Origin of the sequence: Nocardia sp. NPDC047654 (assembly GCF_043205035.1) — a bacterium.
Lineage (GTDB): Bacteria > Actinomycetota > Actinomycetes > Mycobacteriales > Mycobacteriaceae > Nocardia.
The window spans coordinates 158,478-178,789 of sequence record NZ_JBIDDF010000002.1 but is presented as its reverse complement, the minus strand read 5'-3'; the positions used below and the strand labels follow the sequence as shown (position 1 = coordinate 178,789).

21 protein-coding genes are annotated in these 20,312 nt (G+C 66.2%); 13 read left to right on the top strand and 8 right to left on the bottom strand.

Features of this window, described 5'->3' with window-relative positions; translation table 11 throughout:
* Window positions 1-60 precede the first annotated feature (60 nt).
* Together ACGF7Y_RS09345 and ACGF7Y_RS09340 are read left to right on the top strand one after the other, a co-directional pair.
* Window positions 61-1,428 carry a glutamate-1-semialdehyde 2,1-aminomutase gene (locus tag ACGF7Y_RS09345; RefSeq protein ID WP_393231343.1) on the top strand — a complete coding sequence of 456 codons (1,368 nt, stop codon included), beginning with the start codon at window positions 61-63 and terminating at the stop codon, window positions 1,426-1,428.
* Window positions 1,425-2,519: a glycosyltransferase gene (locus tag ACGF7Y_RS09340; protein ID WP_393231341.1), complete on the top strand. Its 1,095-nt coding sequence runs from the start codon at window positions 1,425-1,427 to the stop codon at window positions 2,517-2,519. The genes ACGF7Y_RS09345 and ACGF7Y_RS09340 overlap by 4 nt, the downstream gene beginning before the upstream one ends.
* Window positions 2,520-2,592: 73 nt before the next feature.
* Here the strand turns inward: ACGF7Y_RS09340 and ACGF7Y_RS09335 are convergent, their stop codons facing one another.
* Window positions 2,593-3,735 (bottom strand): helix-turn-helix domain-containing protein, encoded by a 1,143-nt coding sequence (locus ACGF7Y_RS09335; RefSeq protein ID WP_393233078.1) that lies wholly within the window; start codon window positions 3,733-3,735, stop codon window positions 2,593-2,595.
* Between the two features lie 257 nt (window positions 3,736-3,992).
* Here ACGF7Y_RS09335 and ACGF7Y_RS09330 point away from each other — a divergent pair, with 257 nt between their 5' ends.
* Together ACGF7Y_RS09330 and ACGF7Y_RS09325 are read left to right on the top strand one after the other, a co-directional pair.
* Window positions 3,993-4,355 (top strand): hypothetical protein, encoded by a 363-nt coding sequence (locus tag ACGF7Y_RS09330; RefSeq protein WP_393231338.1) that lies wholly within the window; start codon window positions 3,993-3,995, stop codon window positions 4,353-4,355.
* Window positions 4,345-4,620, top strand: a complete 276-nt coding sequence (locus ACGF7Y_RS09325) for a hypothetical protein (RefSeq protein WP_393231336.1) — start codon at window positions 4,345-4,347, stop codon at window positions 4,618-4,620. The genes ACGF7Y_RS09330 and ACGF7Y_RS09325 overlap by 11 nt, the downstream gene beginning before the upstream one ends.
* Window positions 4,621-4,941: 321 nt before the next feature.
* Here ACGF7Y_RS09325 and ACGF7Y_RS09320 read toward each other — a convergent pair whose 3' ends face one another.
* Window positions 4,942-5,769, bottom strand: coding sequence for a helix-turn-helix domain-containing protein (locus tag ACGF7Y_RS09320; RefSeq protein WP_393231333.1), 828 nt, complete (start codon window positions 5,767-5,769; stop codon window positions 4,942-4,944).
* An 84-nt stretch (window positions 5,770-5,853) separates the two neighbouring features.
* Between ACGF7Y_RS09320 and ACGF7Y_RS09315 the strand changes: the two genes are divergently transcribed.
* Window positions 5,854-6,717 (top strand): SDR family oxidoreductase, encoded by an 864-nt coding sequence (locus ACGF7Y_RS09315; RefSeq protein WP_393231330.1) that lies wholly within the window; start codon window positions 5,854-5,856, stop codon window positions 6,715-6,717.
* A 105-nt stretch (window positions 6,718-6,822) separates the two neighbouring features.
* Complete coding sequence (locus ACGF7Y_RS09310; RefSeq protein WP_393231327.1) at window positions 6,823-7,167, top strand: hypothetical protein; 345 nt, start codon at window positions 6,823-6,825, stop codon at window positions 7,165-7,167.
* Window positions 7,168-7,431: 264 nt separating this feature from the next.
* Here the strand turns inward: ACGF7Y_RS09310 and ACGF7Y_RS09305 are convergent, their stop codons facing one another.
* From ACGF7Y_RS09305 to ACGF7Y_RS09290, 4 genes are all read right to left on the bottom strand, one after another.
* Window positions 7,432-9,681 (bottom strand): heavy metal translocating P-type ATPase, encoded by a 2,250-nt coding sequence (locus tag ACGF7Y_RS09305; RefSeq protein WP_393231325.1) that lies wholly within the window; start codon window positions 9,679-9,681, stop codon window positions 7,432-7,434.
* Window positions 9,682-9,717: 36 nt separating this feature from the next.
* A complete protein-coding gene (locus tag ACGF7Y_RS09300; RefSeq protein ID WP_393231322.1) occupies window positions 9,718-10,653 on the bottom strand; it encodes a hypothetical protein in 936 nt (311 codons plus the stop codon).
* A gap of 16 nt (window positions 10,654-10,669) precedes the next feature.
* Window positions 10,670-10,876 (bottom strand): heavy-metal-associated domain-containing protein, encoded by a 207-nt coding sequence (locus ACGF7Y_RS09295; RefSeq protein ID WP_393231320.1) that lies wholly within the window; start codon window positions 10,874-10,876, stop codon window positions 10,670-10,672.
* Between the two features lie 127 nt (window positions 10,877-11,003).
* Window positions 11,004-11,756: a carboxymuconolactone decarboxylase family protein gene (locus ACGF7Y_RS09290; protein ID WP_393231317.1), complete on the bottom strand. Its 753-nt coding sequence runs from the start codon at window positions 11,754-11,756 to the stop codon at window positions 11,004-11,006.
* Between the two features lie 119 nt (window positions 11,757-11,875).
* On the opposite strand from ACGF7Y_RS09290, the gene ACGF7Y_RS09285 reads away from it, so the two are divergent.
* Window positions 11,876-12,433: a TetR/AcrR family transcriptional regulator gene (locus ACGF7Y_RS09285; protein WP_393231314.1), complete on the top strand. Its 558-nt coding sequence runs from the start codon at window positions 11,876-11,878 to the stop codon at window positions 12,431-12,433.
* A gap of 160 nt (window positions 12,434-12,593) precedes the next feature.
* Here the strand turns inward: ACGF7Y_RS09285 and ACGF7Y_RS09280 are convergent, their stop codons facing one another.
* Complete coding sequence (locus tag ACGF7Y_RS09280) at window positions 12,594-13,304, bottom strand: sterol desaturase family protein (RefSeq protein ID WP_393231311.1); 711 nt, start codon at window positions 13,302-13,304, stop codon at window positions 12,594-12,596.
* Between the two features lie 8 nt (window positions 13,305-13,312).
* On the bottom strand, window positions 13,313-14,050 hold the full coding sequence (locus tag ACGF7Y_RS09275) for a FadR/GntR family transcriptional regulator (RefSeq protein WP_040864218.1): 738 nt from the start codon (window positions 14,048-14,050) through the stop codon (window positions 13,313-13,315).
* A 570-nt stretch (window positions 14,051-14,620) separates the two neighbouring features.
* Here ACGF7Y_RS09275 and ACGF7Y_RS09270 point away from each other — a divergent pair.
* From ACGF7Y_RS09270 to ACGF7Y_RS09245, 6 genes are all read left to right on the top strand, one after another.
* Window positions 14,621-15,634 (top strand): ParB/RepB/Spo0J family partition protein, encoded by a 1,014-nt coding sequence (locus ACGF7Y_RS09270; protein ID WP_393231309.1) that lies wholly within the window; start codon window positions 14,621-14,623, stop codon window positions 15,632-15,634.
* 346 nt (window positions 15,635-15,980) lie between these two features.
* Complete coding sequence (locus ACGF7Y_RS09265; RefSeq protein WP_393231306.1) at window positions 15,981-16,160, top strand: hypothetical protein; 180 nt, start codon at window positions 15,981-15,983, stop codon at window positions 16,158-16,160.
* Between the two features lie 108 nt (window positions 16,161-16,268).
* The gene (locus tag ACGF7Y_RS09260) at window positions 16,269-17,444 is read left to right on the top strand and encodes a radical SAM protein (protein ID WP_393231304.1); all 1,176 of its coding nucleotides are present in this window, start codon (window positions 16,269-16,271) and stop codon (window positions 17,442-17,444) included.
* A complete protein-coding gene (locus tag ACGF7Y_RS09255; protein WP_393231302.1) occupies window positions 17,441-18,334 on the top strand; it encodes an aKG-HExxH-type peptide beta-hydroxylase in 894 nt (297 codons plus the stop codon). Before ACGF7Y_RS09260 ends, ACGF7Y_RS09255 begins: the two co-directional genes overlap by 4 nt.
* A gap of 3 nt (window positions 18,335-18,337) precedes the next feature.
* Window positions 18,338-19,519 carry a serine hydrolase domain-containing protein gene (locus ACGF7Y_RS09250; RefSeq protein ID WP_393231299.1) on the top strand — a complete coding sequence of 394 codons (1,182 nt, stop codon included), beginning with the start codon at window positions 18,338-18,340 and terminating at the stop codon, window positions 19,517-19,519.
* On the top strand, window positions 19,519-20,310 hold the full coding sequence (locus ACGF7Y_RS09245; RefSeq protein WP_393231296.1) for a TylF/MycF/NovP-related O-methyltransferase: 792 nt from the start codon (window positions 19,519-19,521) through the stop codon (window positions 20,308-20,310). Before ACGF7Y_RS09250 ends, ACGF7Y_RS09245 begins: the two co-directional genes overlap by 1 nt.
* Window positions 20,311-20,312: the final 2 nt, after the last annotated feature.

The following is a 20,312-nucleotide window of genomic DNA, read 5'->3' as shown; positions in this document are numbered from 1 at the left end:
ATCGCTCTGCTATCCCGGCTGCCCGCCGGTATCCCGCCCGCACCGCACACGGAGCACCAGATGAATCCGCATCCCGACGTCCCACCGCACCACGGGTTCGCCCGCAGCAATGCGCTGCAGCGTCGGTTGCACGAGCTGGTGCCCGGCGGCGCTCACACCTACGCCCGCGGAGCCGACCAGTATCCCGAGCAGATGGCGCCGATACTGGTGCGCGGCAACGGATGCAGAGTGTGGGATGCCGATGGCAACCAGTACGTCGAATACGGGATGGGCCTGCGTTCGGTCACCCTCGGCCATGCCTACGCACCGGTCCTCGACGCCGTGACGACCACCATCGCCGACGGGGTGAACTTCAGCAGGCCGACCGAGCTGGAACTACTCGCGGCCGAGGACTTCCTGGACCTCGTTCCCGGTGCGGACATGGTCAAGTTCGCCAAGAACGGCTCCGATGCCACCACCGCCGCCGTTCGGCTGGCCCGGGCCGTGTCCGGCCGCCGGCGGATCGCCGTCTGCGAGCAGCCGTTCTTCTCGGTCGACGACTGGTTCATCGCGACGACACCGATGTCGGCAGGCATCCCCGAGCATGTCGGCGCCGAAATTGTCCGGTTCCCCTACAACGACGTCGACGCTCTCGCCACGGTCCTGGCGGGCGACAGCGTGGCCGCGGTCGTCATGGAGGCGGCCACCGCGACGGCGGAACCCGAGCCCGGCTACCTCCAAGCGGTACGCGCCCTGTGCGATCGGCACGGCACCTTGCTGGTATTCGACGAGATGATCACCGGATTCCGCTGGGCCACCGGCGGCGCCCAGTCCGTCTACGGCGTGACTCCCGACCTGTCTTGCTGGGGCAAGGCCATGGGTAACGGATTCCCCATCTCGGCGCTCGCCGGACGACGCGAATACCTCGAGCGGGGCGGCCTGCGCACCGGCGCCGACCGCGTATTCCTGCTGTCCACCACGCACGGCCCGGAAACCAGCGGGCTCGCGGCCTTCCGCGCGGTCGCCGCGGCCTACCGGACCGGCGATCCGATCTCCCGCATGGAAGCGGCAGGCGCCGCGCTGGCGACCGGATTCGCGGCATCAGCAGACGAACTCGGCATCGGCGATCACCTCCGGGTCCGCGGTCGCTCCTCGTGTCTGATCTTCGAAACCCTCGATTCCGACGGAAAACCCTGCCAGGCATTCCGCACCTTGTTCCTGCAAGAACTGCTCCAGCGCGGAGTACTCGGGCAATCCTTCGTCACCTCGGCGGCACACGACCACGACGCGATCGCCGCCACCTTGTCGGCTTGCGCGGCGGCGGCCCAGGTATACCGGACCGCCCTCGAACGCGGCACCGTCGATGGACTGCTGCGCGGACGATCGGTCGCTCCCGCGCTTCGCCGCACCGCCGCACCCCGACAGATCGAAGCGAGCACATCTCGATGACCGCACCCCGCATCGCCATCGTCCACGAACGGTTCACCGAATTCGGCGGCTCCGAAGCCGTGGTGGGGGAGTTCGCCCGCACCTGGCCCGGCGCGGACATCTACGCGCCGATCGTCATGCCGAGCGGAATCCGCCCGCCCGTCCAGCATGTCCACGACACCTGGCTCTCCCGCGCCCACGTGCTGACCCGCGGCCGGCACGCCCCTCTGCTGCCGCTCGTCCCCCGGTCCCTGCGCCGGATGCCGTTGCGGGGCTATGACGCCGTGGTCGTCAGCCACCACTCATTCGCTACCCAGGCCGCACTGGCCACCGACGCACCCGTGATCGCCTATGTGCACAGCCCTGCCCGATGGGCCTGGGATCGAGAGTTCCGCATCCGCGAAGCCGGCGGACGGGCCGGCCAGTTCGCCCTCGGCGCCGTGGGCGCACTGGCCCGCCATGCCGAGCTGCGCGCCGCGCCGCGCCTGGCCCGGGTGATTGCCAACTCGACCGCCGTCGCCGACCGGATCCGCGACTGGTGGGGTTTGACCGCCACCGTGATCAATCCCCCCGTCGACGTCGACCGTTTCACCCCCGATCCCGCACGTGCCCGGGAGGACTTCTTTCTCTACGCCGGTCGCCTCGTTCCCTACAAGCGCGCCGATCTCGCCATCCGCGCCGCTCGAGTCGCCGGGAAACGGCTGGTCGTCCTGGGCGACGGACGCTTCCGGTCTCAGCTCGAAGCTCTCGCCGGACCCGAGACGACTTTTCTGGGCGCCACCTCTACCGACACGCTGCGGGAGATGTACCAACGCTGCCGAGCCCTGCTCATGCCCGGCGTGGAAGACTTCGGCATCGTCCCGGTCGAAGCCATGGCCTGCGGTACCCCGGTGATCGCCCTCGGCGCCGGCGGCGCACTCGACACGGTACGACCGGGCGTGACAGGCGAACACCTCGCTCCGGGCACCGATACGGATGTCGTCACCCGCCTAGCCGCGGCGATGGCCGACTTCGACAACGCCCACTACGACCCCCGCGTCATCCGCGCCCATGCGGAAACGTTCGCACCCCCGGCATTCCGGGCACGAATGGCCGCATGCGTCGATGTGTGATCGGCCTTGTATCGAATTGCCGGACGCTGGCTCGGCAAGGGTGATATGCCTAGCCGCATGGTGATCGAGGCCATCAGTGAGGCCCGCTCGCATGGCTGTGGGAGCCGGTGAGCATTCCCCGTACTTCGGCGATCCGCCGATCCAACCGCGCCGAGTGGGCGGTGGCGGCTGCCGTCTCCGCCTCTCGAATGGTGGCGCGTGCTGCGTCCAGTTCCCGCTTCTTCAGGAAGGACTCCGCGAGCCAGGTGCGATACAGGGCAACTTCACGAGCTCGGTCGGCCGAGAGTTGCCCGATCGCACGGGAAAGCAGTGCGCTCGCCTTGGCCGGTTCGCCCAGCTCGACCAAGCACCTGCCTGCCATTACGTCTATCTCGGTGCGGTCCATCCAGTACACCCACTCGGGCTCGGAAATGTCGGATGACCTGCGATCATACGATTCGTCGACCGCATCGAGCGCCCGTTCGGCTCCCTCGCGATCTCGCGAGCGCGCGCATGCCCACGCCAAGCGATCCGTCAGCAAGGAGCGGACTACCGGGGGTGCGTCCGTCGCGCCTTTGACGGCGGTGCGAGCGAGCAGCGTCGCCTCGCTGGGATTCCCGACATTGGCGATCTGGTAGCTCAGACTCGACAGAAGTTGCGCCGTCAACACGCGGTCTCCGGCGTCATCGGCGGCGGATGCGCCGCTCAGATAAAGCCGCTGCGCGTCGTCGTATCTGCCCGCGTCGCTGGCCACCCACCCGGCGAGTTGTGCCAGTTCACCCGCGACCGTCAGCAGCCGCTTCCCGACTCGATCGGAATAACTGCATTCCGTGATGATCTTCCGAGCGCTTTCGAACTCCTGCAATACCAGCGGGAACAAGTCCTCGCCACCTACGCTGTCATCCAGATGCCGAAGTTCGACCACACGTCGTTCCATCTCGGTCGCCAGCTCGTCCCCGACGCGCCGACCAGCGGAGGCATGTGTCTTGGGTTCGGATTCTCCCACCAGCCATTCGTGTGCGACTCGGATCGGGTCCGGTGATGGTGCCATCAGGGCGCTGATCGGAATGTTCAGCGCTCGCGAGTAGCTGACGATGTGCTCTTGCTTCACATCGCGCTGCCCGTTCTCCAACATCCCGAGCAGAGACTTGCTGTAGTTGGTTTTCGCGGCGAGCGCCGCAAGGCTCACTCCTCGGCTCAGCCGGGCAGTTCGAAGCAGAAATCCAGGATTTTCCATCGAGCCGACGCACCCCCGCTTCTGTGGACGCTTGTGGACTGCAAACCGATTCCGCGCCTGACCTATTGGTCCGAGACTACTACGTAGCGCCTGGTAGAGGCCGGTCCGAATCGTGAGAGCGGGGGTTATCGATGGAAACGCATGGAGACACACCACGGTCACGGTGCCTGTTCTACCGGCGGGAGTGCGGCCTCCCCGCTGTGGTCGACCCGCCGGAACTCGGGTGGATCGTCATGCGAGCGGGGTCGGTGTGGGCGATGACAATGCCTACTCGCCTCGGGCAGGCGGTGAAAGCGCACATGCAGAACGGCGGCGTCGCGCCGGGACCGATCGTGGGGCATCCGCGTTCGGGGCGGTGGACCTTCCTCATCCAGCCTGATCTGCCCGATGACGTGCGGTTGTTCGCCGAGTTGTTCCGCATGGACGTGGCGGTCGCGCGGGCCGGAGCGACGATCACGCTGCCTTCGCCTACGGCCTCGGCCGGGGCCATCCGGCAGTGGATAGTCCCGCCGCGCAACGCCTTCAAGCCATCAGGCGCGGCTGTGGTCGAGGCCGTTCGGGCGTGGGCGGATCAAATGCCGCGTACTCGGCGCGGTTCGGGGACATTTCATGTCGGATGACTTCTCTGGCGCTCGGCGGTTCCTCCGCGTGGAGGAGTTGCGGTCCCGGCTGGCGCATGACAACCCGAAGTGGGCGGTATCCAGTCCCGCGAATGCCAGGAAGGCGCTCGAATTGCACTACAACTGCGACTACTCATCGTGCGCGACGCTCGTCGCGGCGGTGATCGTCAGCCGCGAGGACTACCGGTACTTCCGCCGCACCGAAACGAATGCCGCCGCGACCGTGCGCGAACCCGCGACCCACACGCTGGGATCAGGTGCGTGATGTGCGGCGATCCCTGCGCGAATCCATCGGACGACGTCCACGTGAGTGTGTTCCTGCACGGTCTGCGAATGGATTTCGCCGCATGCGTCACGGCGGCGATGACATTCGCGCGCGAATGGCGGCACGCCCATTACCCCGACGCGGTCGAAATCCTTCCGGACGGCGCAGAAGGCCTACCCCGCCTCCCTTGCGAACGTCTGTACTGCGAGCGCGCGGCACGCCAGGTCAGTGGAGGCAGGTAAGCGCACTGCCCGGAAAGAGCGGTCGGTCAGCTCGCGTTGTGCGTCATTTCGACGGGAAACGAACGCGATGTTGCCCCGATCAGCGGAGACGGGTGAGTGCGCGGCACGGGGAAGGGGCCGGGACCTCACCTCGGAGGTATGAGGTGGGCGGGACGCCCATCAGGCTGCGGAAGTCGGCTGTCATGTGGGACTGATCGTAATAACCCGTGCCGGTGGCGATATCGGCCAACGACGCGTCGTCGGTCCGGGACAGGACCCGGCGGACTCGGTTTATGCGTGCGAAGTGTTTGGGGGAGACGCCGATGCCATTGGTGAACAGAGTGCGAAGTTGGCGTTCGCTGACCGAGAGGCGCGCGGCCAATTCGGTGACGGAGAGCGGGTGGTCGGCGGTGATGACCGCTACGGCGGTGGTGAGGAGTCTGTGGTGGGCGCGCCGGACCGGATCGTCGGGGATGCGGCGCGGCAGCTCGTTCTCCAGGTACGGCACGACCTCGTCGTGGTCGAGTTCGATCAGCGCGGCGGCCAGCTGCCCGACCGGGCCGGGCAGATCGTCCAGCCGGAGCACGCGATCGGTGAGGTCGGCCGCCGGAACGCCGAGCAGCGCGGGGACCGCACCCGGGGCCAGCCGCAAGCGGACACAGCCCGCGGGTTTGCTCGCGCGCGAGTAGCTCGCCTTGGTCTGCGGCCCGACGACCAGCGCGACACGATGGTCTCCGCCATCTCCGTGCTCGGTGCGCAGCACGATCGTGGTGGCGGTCTGCGGCACGTGCGCGAACGGCTCGGACAGGTCGAGCACGGTCGGGATGCGGCCGAGTTCGGCCAGCCACGGGCGCAGCGACTCCGGCGCCGGCTCGGACGTCTCGACCAGTTCGGCGGTCACGACGGGCGGGCGCAGCAGGGTGGTCACGGCATCCACTGTATGCAGTCGCGCCTCCCGCAGGTGTGCCGGAATTTCCTAGAGACCTGCGCGAATGCCCGGCACGGTGGTCCCATGATCGTGATCACCGGTGCGACCGGCACCATCGGCAGTGAAATCGTCCGGCAGCTCAGCACGCGCGGAACCGCGATCCGCGCTGTCACTCGTGACCCGAACCGGGCCGAGGTGCCCGCAGGCGTCGACGTGGTGCGCGGCGACTACACCGACCCCGCGTCCATGGCGAAGGCGATGGTCGGTGCGGAGGCCGCCTTCATCGTCGGCGTGCTGGGTCCGGAGTATGTGGAGGCCGACCGTGCGCTGATCGCGACAGCGCGGGACGCGGGAGTCGGCAGGATCGTCAAACTCTCCGCGATCGGTACCGGCGATACCGGCCTCGGCCGGGTCGGAACCTGGCATCTGCCGGGTGAGCGGGCCGCGCGCGAGAGCGGCGTCGACTGGACCATCCTGCGCCCCAGCTCGTTTGCCTCCAACACCCTGAGCTGGGCCGCCGCGATCCGTGCCGGGCAGCCGGTGCCGAACATGACCGGTGACGCGGCGCAAGGCGTCATCGATCCACGCGACGTCGCCGGGGTGGCGGTCGAGGCGCTGACCTCCGCCGATCACGCGGGACGGATCTACACCCTCACCGGGCCGGAATTGCTGACCACGCACGACCTGGCCGCCATTCTGGCTACTGTCACCGGCCGCCCCGTCGACGTGACCGATATTCCCGAAACCGAAGCGAGGGCCCATATGCTCGCGTCCGGAATGTCCGCCGAATTCGCCGACGGTGCGTTGGCCGGGCAGGCATATGTGCGCGCGGGACACAATGCGATCGTCACCGACGATGTGGCCCGAATTCTCGGGCGTGCCCGAAGTTTTGCCGAATGGGCCACCGATTACGCCGGTAACTTCGTGGCCGACGAGCGCACGCCGTAGGGTACCTGTGATCAGCGCCACATCGAATTGCCGAACGGTGCCTGCTCGGTAAGGGTGACAGGACCGGCCGGTCGGCCGGTGTGCTTACACGAAAAGGAAATTCGGATGCGTCAACGGGTCATGACGGTCTTGGTAGCGGTCGTAGCAGGCGGATCGGCCGCCGCGTTCGGCGGCGCGAGTGCGTCCGCGGTCGCGGTGAACCCCTTCCCCGGCGGCACGGAGGTCTACTTCGACAACGGTGAGTCCGCGGCGATCGCGAACCTGAACCTCGGACCGGCGCTGAGCCAGGTGGCCGTCGCGTGGTCTCCCGGAGCGAAAGCTCTGCTCGGCGAGGGGATCACCGAGCACGCCCGGTGGGCCAGCGAAACCCCGACCGGCGGGGTATCGATCGAGGTGTACGGGTCGCCCATCCAGCCATCGCTGGTCACGGTCACCACCCTTCGCGGCTGAGCGAGATTTCATTTCGGATTTCGGTGTGCCAGGGGTACGCTCGCCCATGGCGTTATGCGCATGCTTTGCCGGAATCCGCGGCGCTCGAGCGTAGAACTCGAGCAGCGGCAGCGAGCAGGCACGCGGCGAGACATCTGGCCGCCGCTCGCGCCGCCGGATGCCGCGCGGCTCGCGCCGCGCCTTCGGTGATTGCCGACATGGAGACCTCCTGGCGGATGCCCGGACGGGACGACACTACGTGTGCCGTCCCGTCCGGTGTTTTCGTCAGTTCGCGGTGGAGCGGAAGCCGCGCAGCCGCAGGCTGTTGCTGACCACGAAGACCGAGGAGAACGCCATCGCGGCGCCCGCGAGCATCGGATTCAGCAGGCCCGCCATGGCCAGCGGGATCGCGGCCACGTTGTAGGCGAAGGCCCAGAAGAGATTGCCCTTGATGGTCGCGAGGGTGCGGCGCGACAGCCGGATCGCGTCCGCCGCCGCCCGCAGGTCGCCGCGCACCAAGGTCAGATCGCCCGCCTCGATGGCCACGTCGGTGCCGGTGCCCATCGCCAGGCCCAAGTCGGCCTGGGCCAGCGCCGCGGCGTCGTTCACGCCGTCGCCCACCATCGCCACCACTTTGCCCTCGGCTTGCAACCGCTTGACGGTGTCGACCTTGTCCTGCGGCAGCACTTCCGCGATCACCTCATCGATGCCGACCTGCGCGGCGATCGCGTCGGCGGCGGCCCGATTGTCGCCGGTCAGCATGATCGGGGTGAGACCGAGGGCGCGCAGCTGGGAAATCGCCTCGGCGGAGGTCGGTTTCACCGCGTCGGCCACCACGAGCACACCGCGCGCCTTGCCGTCCCAGCCGACCGCGACGGCGGTCTTGCCTTCGGCTTCGGCCGCGCGCATCGCCTGCGTCAGATCGTCGTCGAGGTGCTGTGACCAGTCGGCGAGCAGCCGGGCGCGGCCGACGAGCACCGCGTGGCCGTCCACCATGCCTTGCACACCCAGGCCCTCGACGTTGGCGAAATCCTCGACCGGCTTCAACTCGCCCACCCGCTCGCGGGCGCCCTTGGCGACGGCTTGGGCGATCGGGTGTTCCGAGGAATCCTCCAGCGCTCCGGCCAGTTCCAGAATCCTGGGGACCTGCTCGCCTTCGGCGGGGACGACATCGAGCAGCGTCATCTTGCCCGCGGTGACGGTGCCGGTCTTGTCCAGCACGATCGTGTCCACCCGCCGGGTCGATTCCAGCACCTCGGGGCCCTTGATCAGGATCCCCAACTGGGCGCCGCGACCCGTGCCGACCATCAGCGCGGTCGGCGTGGCCAGCCCGAGCGCGCACGGGCAGGCGATGATCAGCACCGCCACCGCCGCGGTGAAGGCCGCGGCCACCGATCCGCCGGTGCCGAGCCAGAAGCCCAGCGTCGCGACCGACAGGGCGATCACGATCGGCACGAAGATCCCGGAGATCCGGTCGGCCAGCCGCTGGGCCTGCGCCTTGCCGGTCTGCGCGTCCTCGACCAGCTTCGCCATCTGCGCGAGCTGGGTGTCCGAACCGATCCTGGTGGCACGCACCACGATCCGTCCGCCGACGTTGACGGTCGCGCCGACCACGACGTCGTCTCTGCCGACCTCCACCGGCACCGACTCACCGGTGAGCATCGAGGCGTCGACGGCCGAGGAACCTTCCGTCACGAGGCCGTCGGTGGCGATCTTCTCGCCGGGACGCACCACGAACCGGTCGCCGACGGTCAGCTGCTCCACCGGGATACGCTGCTCGGTTCCGCCGCGCAGCACCGAGACCTCTTTGGCGCCCAGTTCGAGCAGAGCCCGCAGCGCCGCGCCCGCGCGCCGCTTGGCGCGCGCCTCGAAGAAGCGTCCGGCCAGGATGAACGTGGTGACTCCCGCCGCGGCCTCGAGATAGATGCTGCCGGTGCCGTCCATCCGCGAGATGGTGAACTCGAACGGATGCGTCATGCCCGGCGTGCCTGCGGTGCCCCAGAACAGGGCGTACAGCGACCAGCCCAGTGCGGCCAGCGTCCCCATCGAGACCAGGGTGTCCATGGTCGCGGTGCCGTGGCGCAGGTTGGTCCATGCCGCACGGTGGAACGGCAGCGCGCCCCACACCACCACCGGGGCGGCCAGGGTCAGCGACAGCCACTGCCAGTTGGTGAACTGCAACGCCGGGATCATCGCCATGGCGATCACCGGCACCGACAGCACCAGCGACACCAGCAGGCGGGTGCGCAGGGCGGCGGCGGGATCGTCCTCGGTCTCGGCCTTCTCCGAGCGCTCCGGCTGGGCGGGCAGGGCAGCGGTGTAACCGGCCTGTTCGACGGTGGCGATCAGCTCGTCCGGCGAGACGCTGCCGGTGACCTCGACCCGGGCCTTCTCGGTCGCGTAGTTGACCGTCGCGGTGACGCCGTCGAGCTTGTTGAGCTTCTTCTCGATCCGGGCGGCGCAGGACGCGCAGGTCATTCCACCGATCACGAGTTCGACCTGCCCGGCGGGCGGCGGTTGTGTCGCGGTGGTCATGGTAGGTGCTCCGTTCTGTGCGCGGACGGTCGTCGGTCAGTGCGCGTGGCCGTCCGGCGCCTGCTGCTGACCAGTGTGTTCGTTGTGAGTGGAGGCGTCTACGGCGGGGGTGCCCGGCGTGACGGTCAGGGTGAATTCGGCGGTGCGGACCACACCCTCGTGCTGGAAGTCGAGGAACAAGCGGTAGTCGCCCGCGCTCGGCGCCGTCACCGCGAAGGTGATGCCCGGTCCGGGCGCGGTCACGCCGTCGCCGGGGTGGCCTTCCGGGTGGACGTGCAGATAACCCAGGTCAGCGGCGCGCAGGGCCACCAGGTGGCCGTAAGCACCGAGGTAGGGCTGCAAATCGGTCACCGGTTTGCCCGCCCGGCTCACCGACAGCGTCACCTGCGAAGCCCGGCCCGGGACGACAGCGCCCTCCAGCGTGACGGTGTAGTCGCCCACGGTGGTGGTGGAAGCCGTCGCGGGCAGCTTCTGTGGGTCGTAGACGCCCGCCACCCGCAGGTCCGCGCCGAGTGTCAGGTTGTCGCCGCCCTCGGGGGTGAAGTCGGCGAACACCCGGTAATCACCGGCGCGAGTGAGGTCGAGCGGGACGCTCCACGTTCCGTTGCCGTCGAGCACCGGGTGCACATGCTGGAAGGCGGCCATATCGCGGCGCACGACGATCAAGTGGAGATCCTTGTCGTGGCTGCGCACATACCGGGTTACGGGTTTTCCGTCGCGGTCGAGGATCGTGAAGCGCAGCGGTACGTTCGCCGCGGCGGTGGTCTGGGCGGTGTCCAGCCGCAGGGTGTAGCCGCGGTCGGTTGCCATCATTCCTCCGGGTGATGAGTTGGGTTCGCCCTGGTCGGCGGCGTGTGCGGTCGAGTCATGGGCTGCGGGTTCCGGCCCGATGAGCGAACCGGCCGCGAGAGCGATCCCGAAGACCGCGGCGAGACCGAGGGCGAAACCGCCGAACTTGGTGGATGCGTTCATCGGAGTGCTCCGTCCGTCAGTCGGTGACCGTGTAGCCGGCGCGGGCCACGGCCGCGGTGAGTTCGGCGTGATCGATCGGAGTCGCGCTGTCGACGGTCACCAGGCCGTCGGCGAGGTCGACGGCGACGGAATCGACGCCGGAGATGCGGCCGATCTCGGTGCGGACCGAGGCGGCGCAACCGCCGCAGGTCATACCGGTGACGGTCACGGTGCTGGTGCTCATGGTCGTTCTCCTCGTGCGGTGCTGCTGATGCCTTTACCCTACCCCCCTAGGGTATTTAGTTGTCAAGCCCGGCGTAGACGAAAGCCCGGTCCGCGATGGATTGCGGACCGGGCTCGCTGGTCGAGGATCAGGAGGCGGGGTAGGTCACCAGGGCGACGGCCGGAGCCGAGACCACCTGTACTTCGGCCGCATCGGAGACCTTGATGTGCAGGAACCCGCCCTCGATGGCGATTCGGACGTCATCGACGCTGCGCACGCTCCGCCCCTCCCGGTCCAGCAGGGAGTAGCCCTCGACCAGGACGACCTTGCCCGCGGACCGCCATTTCGCTTCCATCACTGTGCCTTTCGTCGGGGCCGTGGGCGGGAAGTCGAGTTCCGGCTCGGCGACGTGGTTGAAGTAGTTGGACAAGACGTTCAGCGCGACATGGCCGACGATCTCGCTCAGTTCGGCATCGCTGATGCCGCGTGCGCGCGCCGCGGCGAGCGCGGCGTCGTCGATCCGGCCGCGGGAACGCAGTACGTCGCGAGCGAGGCGCAGGATCGCGTCGGCGTGCGGGTCCTCGGCGCGCGCCGCGCGGGTGTCGGCGATCGCCTGCTCGGTGAAGCCCATCCGCTCGGCGCGCATGGTGTGCGCGGCGGTGCAATAGTCGCAGCCGTTCTCGTCGGCGACCAGCAGTGCGAGTTGCTCGCGCACTCGAGTGGAGAGCTTTCCCCTGGTCAGTGCGTCGCGCAGATTCAGGTATCCGCGCAGTGTGGCGGGACTGTTCGCCATGGCGGCGTAGAGATTCGGGACGCGGCCCAGCTGGCGCTGTACCTCGGCGAGCAGGTCGGCTTGCTCGGCATCGGCGGAGTCGGGGGATACAAGGGGCAGGCGGGACATCGAAGCCTCCAGCTCGAACAAGATGGTACCGATCGGTGCCGAACTTGGACGGTACTGATCGGTTCCGTATTGGTCAAGCCGGATGGTACTGATTGGTTCCGTTCTGCTACCGTGACGTCATGGCAACTCAGGCCAAGCAGCGTCTGCTCACCACGGCGGAAGAGCTCTTCTATGCCGAAGGCATTCGAGCCGTCGGCATAGACCGGCTGCTCCAGGAGTCCGGCGTGGGCCGCGCGTCCTTCTATCGCCACTTCGCGAGCAAGGACGAACTTGTCGTCGCGGTGCTGGAAGATCGTGATCGCCGGTGGCTGAGCTGGCTGCGGGAATCGGTCGAGGCGAAGACCGTCGATCCGGCCGCCCGCCCGCTGGCGGTCTTCGACGCCCTGGCCGACCGATTCGCCCGCAAGGACTTTCGCGGCTGCGCGTTCATCAACACCATGGTCGAGGTCGCCGATCGGGAGAGCGCCGCGCACCAGGTCGCCGATCGGCACAAGCGGCGGGTGATCGATTACCTGTCCGAACTTCTCGCCGAGGCGGGTTGGTCCGATGCTTCGGGAATGGCCGCAGAACTCGCGTTGCTGGTGGACGGAGCGATCGTCACCGCTGTTCGTGAGGGGAATCCGGATGCGGCCTCCCGGGCGCGTGCGATCGCAGAACGTTTGCTCGCCGCGCGGTAGAACTTCCGATCGCCGCCGGTCCGATGCGGCGACTCGGGCGACACTCGGTTAGCGCTGGACCTCGGTCATGAAGTGCGTCAGCGCGGTGTGCACCGCCGCCGCGTCCTGCTGGCCGAGTGATGACACATTTGCTGACCACAAGTGATCCCTGGGGCTCCCGTCAGGCCGAGTGGAGACTACGCGCGGTGGGTGAGGTTTCGGTCGTGGCCGGGTCGGGATAGGTGCCGAAGAGGCGGTCGGCGGTGCCGGAGCTGGTGACCGTGAACCAGTAGTGCTCGTTCTTGTAGTGGTGGTGGCGATGGTTGCGCCACACCGCCCGGTAGAGCGAGCGCTTCGGCTTGTAGTCGGTGTGGATCAGGTAGTGCGTCCACTCGTAGCCGAGGCCGAGCAGGGTGATGGTGATCAGGAAGGTCAGTCCCAGGCCCGCGCGGGGGAAGGCGAACGCCGCCAGTGCGATCAACACGACGACCAGCACCGCCAGCGTCCTGGTCGGGATGAAGATCAGCGGGATGTCGCGCGGATCCACGTGATGCTCGCGGTGCTTGCGGGCCAGTTCGCTGTCGAGCGCGATCGGGCCGAGCCGCCGTGGCCGCCAATGCAGCACGGTGACGTGCACGATCCATTCGAAAATCGGGAAGAACGCCAGCATCACGGCGGGCACCAGCAGATCGGTGGGCTGCCAGTCGCCGACGACGATCCGGGCGATCAGTGCGCCGACCAGCGTGGTTCCGATCATCCACGGGGAAGGGTGCCGGAGGAATTCCTCGAATGCCCGACCCAGGGTGAGTCCGCGGCGCAGCGCTCGCTCGTCCCTGCGCACCCGCGCCCGCGCGTCGACCGATTCCCGGTCGGATGTCTTGGATTTGGTCATGATGGTTCCTAGCTGTGCGTGACCGGCGGTCCGCCGAGGACCTCGATCAGAGCGGTGGTCGCCGGCTCGAGCAGCGCCCGAGCGGTGGTGGCGGCCTTCTGCGGCCGGCCCGCCGCGATGGCGGCGGCCAGTTCGCGGTACGCCTCGACGTTGCCCACCTCGGCGGACATGATCGGGGCCAGCGCCGCGAGCGCTGGTTCATAGGCGGCGCGCAACATGTTGAACATCAGCCGGAAAACGATCGAGTCGGCCGCGTCCACGACGTGATCCCAGAACTCCATCGCGTGCCGCTGCTGGGCGATCAGGTCCGGTTCGGCGGCGAGCGCCTCGACCGAGCTCTCCAGCAGAGGGCGAATCTCTTCCGCGCCGACTGCGCCGACCCGGCGCGCGGCCAACTCCGCCACCTTCGGCCCGTTGTGCAGGCGAGCCTCCAGAATGCTGCGCGCGACAGCGGGGTCGAGTTCCCCGGCCTGCACCAGCAACCTGGGCAGCACCTCGAGCCCCGCACCGCGCCGATAGTCCAGCACGGTCGTCGCGTCTCCTTGCCGCACGGCCACCAGCCCGGCCGCCGCCAGCCGTTGCAGCGCCTCCCGAACCGCGGGCCGGGACACCCCCAGCGCCTCCGCCAACTGCCGCTCACTGGGCAAGGTCGCCCCCGGCGCCAGCTCGCCACTGAGCACATCCGCGGCGATCTGCTCGAACACATCCGCCGACACCGACCGTTTGACCACAGGTTGCAACGCCATGCGTCTACTGTGCGCCGAGTTGGTCAGGAGGTCAAGTGGTCAGACCAATCCGAAGGCCGCTCATACGGCCGGAGCTCCTGCATACCACCTAGCCGAAGGCGAACACCGACATAAGATCCGTGCTCCGAGCAGGTCACCGGGTTTGACATATTCCGCACCCCAGCTCCGAGAGCTGTCGGTCAGCGGCAGCTCGTGCTGCTCCTCCGAGCCGGTCGATCACCGGCCCGAGAGCGTACGCTGTCGCCGCCGATTACTCCCTCCGCGCCAATCGAAGTCGACACGACGTTGTCTACGATGCCTGCGCCGTTCGATTTCGCGATCACCCTGCCTTCGAGGGTGTCCGGTCCGGACACCTGAGCCGTCCGGACCGGACGCCAGCTTTCGGCCATGACCTGTGTGTTGGGACTCAACTGCGTGTCGGCCCGCGATCCGACTCGAGTTGGCGAGCTGCGGGAAATTGTACGGTGGAGAGCGGCCGACCGGTTCGAGGACGAAGGAGCGGACTGGCACGCCGCAGGCTCTTGCCGAGCTGTAAGTCGAGTAACGGGGAGTACGGGGAGATGCGCGCGAATGACTGATGAGGACCGAAGTTCCGGAGCAGGGGGAGACCACAACGAGCTCGACGATATGTTGAGCCGTCAGGTGGCAGCCGAAACAGTCGAGGTTCCGTTATCCCGATTGCGTTTGGGCTTTTCGCCTCGGAAAGACGGTGAGAGCGAAGCTCATGTCAAGGCATTGGCAGAAACATCCGATCGGTGGCCGCCAATTGTCGTGCACCGCTCTACGATGCGTGTCGTCGACGGGGCTCATCGCCTGCGTGCTGCAAAATGGCGCGGTGACGCGACAATTCGGGTGCGCTTCTTCGAGGGTCACGAGATTGATGCGTTCGTGTTGGCGGTCAAGGGCAACGTAGCCCACGGCCTGCCCTTGACTCGGGCCGAACGTCTCGCGGCGGCAAGTCGGATCATCGAGAGTCACCCGCAATGGTCGGATCGATTGGTTGCGTCGGCAAGCGGCGTCAGCCCGCGGACTGTGGCGACATTACGAAGTTCAACCGGCGACGAGCAGCAGTTGAACGCGCGACACGGCCGCGACGGCAAGATACGGCCGCTGCACAGCGCCGAAGCGAGGCTAAGAGCGAAAGAACTCCTGGAAGCGGATGGGAACCGGTCGCTGCGGGAGATCGCGGAACAGGTCGGCCTATCGCCGGCGACAGTGGCGGACGTGCGCCGCAGATTGGCGTGCGGCGAGAACGCAGTGCCCGACGGGGCACGGTCCCGGCGCCGCCCGGGCCCCTCTCGACGAGATCTTGTCGATTACGGTCGTGTTCTAGGACTGCTTCAACGCGATCCCGCTTTGCGGGCGAGTCAACTCGGCCGCACGCTGCTGCCAGTGCTGAGCCTCGACCTGTCCGACCATTCGGCCAGAGACAACGTGCTCGGACGCCTGCCCACGCACACCGTGATGTTGATCGCGAAGGCAGCAGGCGGGTGGGCGCAAGTGTGGAAAGACCTTGCCGAAGAACTTGCTGCCGAGGTTGATCAGGGTCCCCCGACATTCGAGGCGGACTCCGGAGCCGCCTGAAAGTCATCCATCCGCAGGCTGGAAGTATCACGATGTCAGCGGCACAGATCGACTGCGAAATATAGCGGTCTGTATTTGCGATTCAGTTCGAATTCCGAGCGGTAGCACGCTCCCGATGTCGGGATCGACGGACGGCACGTCGCGCTGCCACCGGGCGGTGTAGCTCTTGGGATTCACCATGCCGAATCGTCCTTACCTGTAGAAATCTCCGGTCCATTCCCATGACTGTTGAGTACGTAAAGTTGGAATCTTGACAGAGGCAATGGGCCATGTGATCGTAAATATCCTGTGCTGTATTGAAACAGTACAGAACGCCTATTTCTCGAGAATTTAAGGGGGTGTTAATATGAGCCAGAACAAGAACGATCTGCAGGCCACTCAGGAACGTGCCGGCTTCGCCAAATTCATGGAAGCGATGCGCGAGTCCGATCCGGTCTGGCAGGACCGAGTGGTTACAGCCTTCACGTCTAGCGTTTCGACGCGGGACTGGGCGTTGCTGACCGACGAGATGCGTGCTCAGGATTGACGCGCGAGTTGGCACGGGGGTGCGTCAGCCATCCCCGTGCCAGCTATCGGACCCTCTTCCCGGGCGCCGGGAAACATCGAATTCCAGCAGAGCGAGAGCGAGTAAGAGATGCAGTCGTTCACAGTGAAGCCTGTGCCTGTGGAAATACGCCACGACGACAATTCTGTGATCGCGATTCTCAAGCTGGTAGGTCAGGCCTGCAATATCGACTGTTCGTATTGCTACGAGCGGCGAAAGCCCGACCAGGCAGGTGCCTTGAATCCCGAACAGGTTCAGCACTTTCTCGATCGGCTGGGCTCCAGGAGTGTGCACTGCATCCTGCACGGTGGAGAACCGCTCCTGCTCGGGAAGCGAAGAATGACACCGATTCTGGAAGTATTGCGGGATTGCCCGACCGTGGAGTCGGTGACGATCCAGACCAATGCCGTCAAACTCGACGCCTCCTGGCTCCAACTCTTCGACGAGTACTGCCCCGACTTGACCTGGGGAGTGAGCTTCGACGGCTTGGGGCCGCAGTCGAAGTACCGCATCGACTACAAGGGAAGATCGACCGATGCGGCCACGCTGGCCGGCATCAGGCTGCTCGGCGATACAGGCCATTCCTTCGGTCTGATCTGTGTTGTCACTGCGGCTCATATCGGTGGCGGGCGCGAGTTCGTCGAGTCGGTGAAGGACTTCGAAGGCCTCGCATCGGTCAAGCTACTGCCCTGCTATGACCAGGACGTGGCTGTGCGCCCACGTGCCACCGTCAGTGGAAAGCTCATGGAGCTGTACGCGAGCGAGGGGGGCGGTAGCGGCGGCCGGCCCGGCTGGACCATCGGCCCCGCCGACTACGCGCAGTTCGTCGAGGATGCCCAAGACGCATGGATCTCCTCAGGTGCATGGCGGTCGTTCTCGTTGGAGCCCACGGTGTCGATAGCCAACAACCTGTCGGGCCTGGAAGGTACGTACACCGACTACTCGTTGACGAAGGACGGACAGCTCCTGACGCTCTACCCCGGTGGCAGGGTCGCGGGGCACGACCGCGGACACGAGTTCGCCCTCAATGAGACCACGACCGACCAGATCGATGAGTTCCTCGAGACGCAGTTGGATCAGGCCGGTGCCGAGTGGGCGCCATTCCTCGAAGAATGCAAGGCCTGTTCTGCCTGGGCCGGCTGCCGCGGCAGTGAACTGTTCATGCGCAAAGTCATGCGTGATGCAGGTCTTTCAGAGGAATTCTGTGATGCTCGCCGAAAAATCGTGGGCAGTGTGGACCGGTTGCTTCAGAGGAGCGAAGAATGAGTGAGATCAGCCGCTTTCTTACGGTGGACGACGAGATTCGACAATTTCGTACGCGGCGGGCCCGATTCGTCCGGAACGGGCTCGAAAGTCTCGGACTCGACCACCCCGTAATTCGTGGGGACGAACTCGCCGACTACGCGATCGCAAACGAAGTTGCCTTCCACCTCAGGGAATCCATCGAGAACTCCCAGCATAGCGAAACCGAGTTGCGCGCATCCGCCCATGAGCTATTGGACCACGGAGCTAGGGCCTTGGTCTCGGTGGATTCGGTCAAGGCATTGCAGTGCACAGGGCTCGACGAGGATCAGTGCATGTTCTCCCGAGGAATTGCCATCGCGAGTCCTTCCGCGCAGGAACGAGAACTGTTGGAGAACGCCGTGCGGGTGCTCGAGCGAACCGGAAACCTGCAGTGCTTCAGCGACACAGTCGGCGTCGTAGCGGTTCTCGGCATCGCGACCCCGGGAGCGCCAACGGCTACCTGGGCTACGGGAGGGCTTCCGTATGTCGTGCACCTGCACCTCATGCCACGAGCCGAGCTTGTCGCTCGCGACTTGATTCACGAGGCGACACATGCCTACTTGAACGACTGGCTGGCCTCGAGGGGGCTGCGTCTCGACCCATACACGCCCGCCTTCTGGTCGCCGTGGAAGGACACGAAGCGGCCACTGTTCGGGTTTGTTCACTCGATCATGGCCTTCTCGATCGTGACCGCATTCCTGGCGAGCGTGATGTCCGACGATAGCTCGGACTGGTCCTGGCTGCGCCCGTTCCACGGTGCGGAGAGGGATCGGCTGCGCAGTTGTGAGGAGTCCGTGGCATCCGCTGTGTCGATGCTGCCCGACGACCTCGGCAAGCGCGTCGCGGCCGTCTATGCGCTGGCGGTGGAATAGAGCATGTCCGTCGTGGTTTCCCCGTGGGGCGAGTTCAAGCCGGAGTACGGCTACGCGTGCGCCGAGTATGGCCCGGACGGCGCCGAGCGTGCCGGCGCGGATGGCTTGGCCAGTCTGGCGGGCGGTGAAAGGTTCACTCTCCAGACCAGAGTGAACTGTGGATCCATCGCGAAGCTGGTGACCGCACACTTCGTGACGCGGCTCTGGAGCAGTCGAGATGATCGTGAGCAACTCCGCATCGGTACTCTGCTTCCCGGACTTCCGGGCCCGTTGCGCGACGTCACTGTCGAGAGTTGCTTGACGCATACATCAGGACTGTGGGACTTTCGGTCGCTGATACCACTGTTCGGCGAGAGATCGACCTTCGCATACGGAGTGTCGGATGCATTCGAACTCGCGATCAAGCAGACGCAACTGGTGCCGGGCTTCGAGCGGCAATACAGCAACACCAACTATCTCTTGCTCGGGGTGGCAATCGAACGGGTGACCGGCGCCCCGCTCCAAGATCTCGTGGGGGATTGGCTGGGCGCGGACGTCGGCAACTTTGTTACCAATCCACGTGCAGTTGTGCCTGCGCGGGCTCGAGGTTATGAAGTCGGCGCGAACGATGATGTACTCGAATTCGGCTCGTTCGTTGACGGGAGGGGTTCGACCAACTTCTGGGCCAACGCCCAAGAGTTGGCCACGCTCATCGAGCGCATAACGAATGGCTTCAAGACCCGGCCGGTTTATGGAGGCCTGGCGCTGAGCAGCGGTATGTTCTATGCCGCCGGCCAGGACGGTGGATTCCAGGCTGCGGCCGTCATAGACGCGAATAACACGCGCTGCCACGTTGCGCTCACGAACAACCCCGCGCTGACTCCGCTGAATATCATGGCCACGCACACGGGCCTCCGGGTCGGAGGAACAGAGACGATGAGCCGCGAGCGTGAGCACGTGGCCGGCGGTCTGCTTGCATTCGAGGGAACGTTCGCCGCTGCTTCCCTCGGTGTTCAGCTGTCCCTCGCGGGAGCGCCTGACGGCGCACTCGTCGTGAGCGCGGGCGACCGAGTGCTCGGCAGACTCGAGCGCGAGACCCCCGGCTCATTTTCCGATGGCCACCTGGAGATCGTCGAACGAGGCGACACGATCTATCTGTCTATAAACCACGCGAGGGGAATACCGCTCGATCGGGTGTCCCCTTGATGGCAAGCGAGCCGTCGGCTCGGCAGCAATTCAATTCAGTGGAACGGAAGTGGATGGGCGTGGCGGAAGTTCAGGTCTCCGCAGATTCGATTATGTCATTGGAGAGGGAGCCCCTTCCGGCTGCCCTGCGTGAGCTGGGAGCCGGTCTGCTCCGCGAGCATTACAACACGATTGATCGCGATCGATTGTTGTCGGTGTACGGGGAGCTGATGGCCAGTCTTTCGCGGACCGAGCACGGCGCTGTCGTCGAGCTGGGGTGCTACAAAGGCGCGATGTCCGCGTGGATGCGGGCACTTCTGGACTTTTGTCGTTCGACGCGCGAGATTCATGTATTCGACTCTTTCGAAGGCCTGCCACGACCATCGGAGATCGATGGTGACCATCTGAAGGAAGGCGATGTACGGGCGTCTCCAGAAGATGTGCTGGAGCTGCACGATCGGTTGCAGATGAGACCCCCGATCGTTCACCCCGGCTGGTTCGAGGACACGCTCGTAGAATTGCCGGACCAGATAGCTTTTGCTTATATTGATGCAGATTTCTACGAGTCTATGGCGTGTGCGTTGAGAGCGGTGCTTCCACGGCTGGTACCCGGCGCCACAGTGATCATGGACGACTATGCGGACTTGGCCAAGAATCCGCACGCCTGGGCCGAGATGGCGGGGGTAAAGAAAGCCTGGGATGAAGTCACCGCCGGCCGCCTGGAGCTCGATGTGATTCTCGGCTTCGGCGACCTGGCTTTCGGGGTGCATCGTGCCGGATGGGACTTACCCCTGGACCAGAGGATGACATAGCC

Bases quoted from the DNA above. Each gene is read 5' to 3' on its own strand.
- ACGF7Y_RS09260 (WP_393231304.1), top strand. From the start codon at position 16,269: ATGCAGTCGTTCACAGTGAAGCCTGTGCCTGTGGAAATACGCCACGAC.
- ACGF7Y_RS09285 (WP_393231314.1), top strand. From the start codon at position 11,876: ATGGCAACTCAGGCCAAGCAGCGTCTGCTCACCACGGCGGAAGAGCTC.
- ACGF7Y_RS09280 (WP_393231311.1), bottom strand. From the start codon at position 13,304: ATGACCAAATCCAAGACATCCGACCGGGAATCGGTCGACGCGCGGGCG.
- ACGF7Y_RS09315 (WP_393231330.1), top strand. From the start codon at position 5,854: ATGATCGTGATCACCGGTGCGACCGGCACCATCGGCAGTGAAATCGTC.
- ACGF7Y_RS09310 (WP_393231327.1), top strand. From the start codon at position 6,823: ATGCGTCAACGGGTCATGACGGTCTTGGTAGCGGTCGTAGCAGGCGGA.
- ACGF7Y_RS09255 (WP_393231302.1), top strand. From the start codon at position 17,441: ATGAGTGAGATCAGCCGCTTTCTTACGGTGGACGACGAGATTCGACAA.
- ACGF7Y_RS09345 (WP_393231343.1), top strand. From the start codon at position 61: ATGAATCCGCATCCCGACGTCCCACCGCACCACGGGTTCGCCCGCAGC.
- ACGF7Y_RS09325 (WP_393231336.1), top strand. From the start codon at position 4,345: ATGTCGGATGACTTCTCTGGCGCTCGGCGGTTCCTCCGCGTGGAGGAG.
- ACGF7Y_RS09305 (WP_393231325.1), bottom strand. From the start codon at position 9,681: ATGACCACCGCGACACAACCGCCGCCCGCCGGGCAGGTCGAACTCGTG.
- ACGF7Y_RS09335 (WP_393233078.1), bottom strand. From the start codon at position 3,735: ATGGAAAATCCTGGATTTCTGCTTCGAACTGCCCGGCTGAGCCGAGGA.
- ACGF7Y_RS09300 (WP_393231322.1), bottom strand. From the start codon at position 10,653: ATGAACGCATCCACCAAGTTCGGCGGTTTCGCCCTCGGTCTCGCCGCG.
- ACGF7Y_RS09290 (WP_393231317.1), bottom strand. From the start codon at position 11,756: ATGTCCCGCCTGCCCCTTGTATCCCCCGACTCCGCCGATGCCGAGCAA.
- ACGF7Y_RS09330 (WP_393231338.1), top strand. From the start codon at position 3,993: ATGACAATGCCTACTCGCCTCGGGCAGGCGGTGAAAGCGCACATGCAG.
- ACGF7Y_RS09265 (WP_393231306.1), top strand. From the start codon at position 15,981: ATGAGCCAGAACAAGAACGATCTGCAGGCCACTCAGGAACGTGCCGGC.
- ACGF7Y_RS09245 (WP_393231296.1), top strand. From the start codon at position 19,519: ATGGCAAGCGAGCCGTCGGCTCGGCAGCAATTCAATTCAGTGGAACGG.
- ACGF7Y_RS09340 (WP_393231341.1), top strand. From the start codon at position 1,425: ATGACCGCACCCCGCATCGCCATCGTCCACGAACGGTTCACCGAATTC.
- ACGF7Y_RS09295 (WP_393231320.1), bottom strand. From the start codon at position 10,876: ATGAGCACCAGCACCGTGACCGTCACCGGTATGACCTGCGGCGGTTGC.
- ACGF7Y_RS09250 (WP_393231299.1), top strand. From the start codon at position 18,338: ATGTCCGTCGTGGTTTCCCCGTGGGGCGAGTTCAAGCCGGAGTACGGC.
- ACGF7Y_RS09275 (WP_040864218.1), bottom strand. From the start codon at position 14,050: ATGGCGTTGCAACCTGTGGTCAAACGGTCGGTGTCGGCGGATGTGTTC.
- ACGF7Y_RS09270 (WP_393231309.1), top strand. From the start codon at position 14,621: ATGACTGATGAGGACCGAAGTTCCGGAGCAGGGGGAGACCACAACGAG.